The sequence below is a fragment of the Alteromonas sp. AWJ4_197 genome (genome assembly GCF_056160285.1).
This window is the reverse complement of record NZ_JBSWWW010000018.1, coordinates 1-4,292: the sequence shown is the minus strand read 5'-3', so window position 1 is coordinate 4,292 and position 4,292 is coordinate 1. Positions and strand designations below refer to the sequence as shown.

Below are 4,292 nucleotides of genomic sequence, written 5' to 3'. Positions count from 1 at the left end.
TCCCCTTGCACTACTGTCTATAGTATTGTTTTATTTCCATAATGTGTTTGTAAAAATAAGCAAGAAGGCGTAAGTCACATAACAATCACATTAAGTCGCTTCGCTGGGACAGTAACACGTGGGCTCTGTCGCTACGCTCGGATTTTAGCCCACGTGTTACTGCCCCTTATGTGGGTGTTAGGTGCTACTAGCGAAAGTCAGCCGAATCAAGCTTTGTTTAAGCTTCTCAAGTGTAATTTGGATGAAACCATTTATGAAGAAACACTTAAAATCCGACAAGGTTCTTTTAGTTTCTTGTGGTCTGTTTTTCATCTCTTTATTTATTCATGGACTATTTACTGGGCAAGTCTCCCCTAAAGGTGGCGAGGACTATTCTCTAGAAACCAGCCCAAACATGTTTTACTTTATTTTGGGTGTGTATGCTGCGTTAACTGGTGCATGTATATTTCAACTAGTAAGAAACAAAATGCAGTTTAAATGAGCACGCACCTAACAATCACATTAAGCCGCTCGCAGGCTCGCTGGGACAGTAACACATGGGCTCTGTCGCTTCGCTCGGATTTTAGCCCATGTGCTACTGCCCCTTATGTGGGGTGTTAGTTTTCCTAGAGAAGTCGGATGGATTTGAATCTTGTTTTAAACGTTTTAATCATAGCTGGGATTGTAGGATTAGGTTTCTTCCTAAAAAATTACCTCCCAAATTATTTCTCAGAAAAAGGTAAAAACTTAGCAACCAAAGAAGATATAACTGAGATAACAGAAAAAATTGAAAGTGTTAGAAATTCATTTGCTCTTTCACAAGAAAAAGTGAAAGCTGAATTACAAGTAAAGTCAGCGATGCAGCAAGCTTTTCAGTCTAAGTGCTTGGAAGCATTGGTTGCTATTAATGAACTGTTAGTTGAAATACACCTTTATTGCTGGAAACAAATTGCTACCCGTTCACCTGCTGAACATTATGTATGGGGTGCCGTAGACGACTCAACCGAAGGTAAAGGTCTACATTATTTCACTGTTGCTATCGATAAAATAGCTATGGAACATAGTCTTTATTTAACTAGCGCTTCAAATGCTGCACTGTCTAGTTTATCTGGAAAAATTGGTGGCATCTCAAACTTGGAAGTTCATTTAGATAAGAACGCGCAAGATTCTACTCTTGAAAAATCTGCTGTTTCAAACTATCAGTCAGCAATTATAGCGGTACATGAGTGTAGAAGAGCATTAAAGAAAGATCTGTTTTTCGAGAGTGAAAACTAACAAAAGCATTAAATCGCTCGCAAGCTCGCTGGGACGCTAACACATGGGCTGCGTCACTTCGTTCCTAATTTTAGCCCATGTGTTAGCGCCCTTTATGCGGGTGTTATACGGTTAGAGGAATCGTCAAGTGATAGAAGCAGTATCAAGTAAGAACATCGAAGAAGCGCTCCCGCTAATTAGAAAATATCAGGAGTTCTATAAAGTTCAGGGGATTGATGATGATAAAAACAGAGCATTCTTTTCACAGTTCAGCGAGCACGGAAATGATGGCTGTCTTTTCCTGTTCAGGAATAAAGCTGGAGAGGCCGTGGCTTTCGCAACTGTTTATTTTACGTATGTCTCCAGTATCCCAGCTCGGGTAGGCATTATGAACGACCTTTACACATTACCGAATCATAGAGGAAAAGGGATAGGTAAGCTTCTTATCAATCATTGCCTTGAATTTGCCCTGAAAAATGGTGCAGTCAGACTGCAATGGCTTACAGCTCAAGACAATCATCAGGCTCAAAAACTTTACGACTCTCTTAATACAAGTAAAAGTACTTGGCATGTCTACACATACACCGCATAACCAAGCAAAGCAGTTCGGCCCTTCGGGCCCGGACGTCGCTTTGCTCCGCCGCTGTTTGCAGCGTTAGGTTGAAAAGGAGGTAACTAATGAGTGATGGAGAATCTTCTAAACTGCCAATAAGTAAAGCATTTTGGTCGTTGATGATATTTAGCTTAGTAACATTCTTAATTGGTATTTCACCTGACAATACAGATAAATATAAAAGCGGCCTAAAAGAGTTAAAAGAGCTTCAAAAATTACCTAGAAATATAACTAAAACATATCAATACGTTGCTCCGGAAGTCGAAAAAAGCTTAGGCCAGAGCCCGATTAAATCAATTTCAACAGTGATTGATTCTGCGGGGAAAACGACTATTTCAGATAATGTTCTTCCCAATGTTGATTATTTTTGGGTTGATCAAGGCCCCTTATCATTGCCTGATAAAGTCAACGATATATATGAGAGATTTCAGCAAGATATTATTTATTCGGTCAGGGTTCCCGTTGTAAGTCAGTTAACCTCTGGTTTAGACAGTTTATTGAAGGGCTCACCAGATGATTTTAAATATGTTAGCGATATTGATATCTCCTGCAACTACGCAAATCTGCGTTGTAACGTGTCTGTCACGCTTAACAATGATCCAAATGAATCTCTTCGTCACCATGAGGAATTCAAAATTGATGCACAAGTCCTTAATTTAGAAAAAGCAACTTTTCGGGGGAAAGTCTATTCTGAAAATAGTTATTTTAATTCACAAACCATAACTTTAGATAAAATCGAAAGAATATTATACGAAGTGTATGATCTTTCAATTGATCAGGCGATTAAAAGCTTAAATGTGAAGCTTTCTTCTACTCAAGGCGATGTTTCTGCCTTGGGGATATCAATAAAGGGAGATTCAGTCATATTGGCTCTTCCTTTGTTAGTTCTTTCTGCGATGCTAATGATTTTAGTGTGTTTAAGAGAACTAGGTGAAGATTTCGATGAATCACAATATTTGGATACCCCTTTATTTTATAAAACGAAATTAGGGAATATGGGAAAACAGCTTACTTACATCTATTTCCCTTCAATCTCAGTATTGGTCATGGTTATTAGATTTTTTGATGTTGGTGCTATTGTTTCATGGTTTGGAGGAGCGTTGTTGATAGGGGTGATAGTTTGTTCATTCAGCATATATAGTCGTATGAAGATGATTTCCGGAACTGAACCTAACAAGTCAGTGCAGCCGACCGCGAAAAGCGCGGCGGCTGACTGAAGCGTTATGCGCCGTAGTTTATTTCTTAAACGTTTGAGCCGGCGGTTGTTGTCCAGGACAAGGTCGTTTCGCTAGGTTGTATTGGTGTCTGCCGGCGTCAGTTTTCAAAGCTGCATTTTCAACGTCCAAATTCTCAACTCAGCAACGCCAGCATTTGTGCTAAGCAGTTTTCTTAGCTGGCTCATTTCTCAGGCGTCCGTTATATCATCTGGCATTTAGCACAGGGTTGTTTTAGTGTTGTCGTAAGCTATTAAATCAATACATTGTGTTAACAGGCGTTGGCGGCAAAGCCGCGTAGGGCAGGCACCTCGTAACGCATAACAAGCGCATTAACACTCGCTGCGCTCGCTGGGGACAAAAACACGTGGGCTCCGGCGCTTCGCTTGAAATTGTAGCCCACGTGTTTTTGCCCGTTATGCGGGTGTTATGTCAAGGAGAGACGCGATGATTCACTATTCCATAGATACAAACGAGAGAGAAAAAGTATACGTCGTTCTCGCTTTAGCAAGTGTGAGCTTAGTCTCTGTCCTGAACGAGTTTTTAGGTCACTTTACGTTTGAGCAGTATGCTGCGCCATCTGCAATGGTAGTTTTTCTAACACTAACGAAATTTTATGATGCTTTACTATGGAAATTTGCAATCAAGATCGGATTTAGCTCAATCCCTAACATCAACGGAAAATGGCTTGGCGAATTATCAAAAAACACCGGTCAGCGTTTCCCTGTTTCAATGGAGATAACACAAACTTGGAAAACCATGCAGGTTACGATGGATACCGAGTTGACTACAGGTTCTTTGCAGGTTGCCAGCATTAGTATTTCAAATAAAAATCGGGCAATAGCAAAGTGGATTTATAATCTGAAGCCCAGAAACTATGATTTACCGGATGGTTATAATCCAAATGCAGAGGGGGTAAATGAGTTTAGGATACTGAAAGATAAAACATCATTAAAATTAGATGGCTCTTACTATAGTAGCCAGTTTAGGGGTGGCAAAATTGAGCTTAGTAAGGTGGAATGACATAACAATCACATTAAATTGCTCGCAAGCTCGCTGGGACAGTAACACGTGGGCTGTGTCACTTCGTTCCGATTTTAGCCCACGTGTTTGTGCCCCTAAGCTGGGTGTTATATTCCAGTGATAGCGAAGTCTATTGCATCTATCAGCAGTTCTCTGGATTGCTCCAGCGAACCAATGCGGTCCTTGAGCACGTCTTCGGGTATAGAACT

At 40.5% G+C, this 4,292-nt stretch carries 4 protein-coding genes; all 4 read left to right on the top strand.

The features are described 5' to 3' along the window. The first annotated feature begins 618 nt into the window (after positions 1-618). On the top strand, positions 619-1,254 hold the full coding sequence (locus ACXAGC_RS20175; RefSeq protein WP_474846764.1) for a hypothetical protein: 636 nt from the start codon (positions 619-621) through the stop codon (positions 1,252-1,254). A gap of 127 nt (positions 1,255-1,381) precedes the next feature. Next, on the top strand, positions 1,382-1,825 hold the full coding sequence (locus ACXAGC_RS20170) for a GNAT family N-acetyltransferase (RefSeq protein ID WP_474846762.1): 444 nt from the start codon (positions 1,382-1,384) through the stop codon (positions 1,823-1,825). A gap of 86 nt (positions 1,826-1,911) precedes the next feature. Next, positions 1,912-3,063, top strand: a complete 1,152-nt coding sequence (locus ACXAGC_RS20165; protein WP_474846760.1) for a hypothetical protein — start codon at positions 1,912-1,914, stop codon at positions 3,061-3,063. Positions 3,064-3,507: 444 nt separating this feature from the next. Further along, positions 3,508-4,083 (top strand): Cap15 family cyclic dinucleotide receptor domain-containing protein, encoded by a 576-nt coding sequence (locus ACXAGC_RS20160; protein ID WP_474846758.1) that lies wholly within the window; start codon positions 3,508-3,510, stop codon positions 4,081-4,083. Positions 4,084-4,292: the final 209 nt, after the last annotated feature.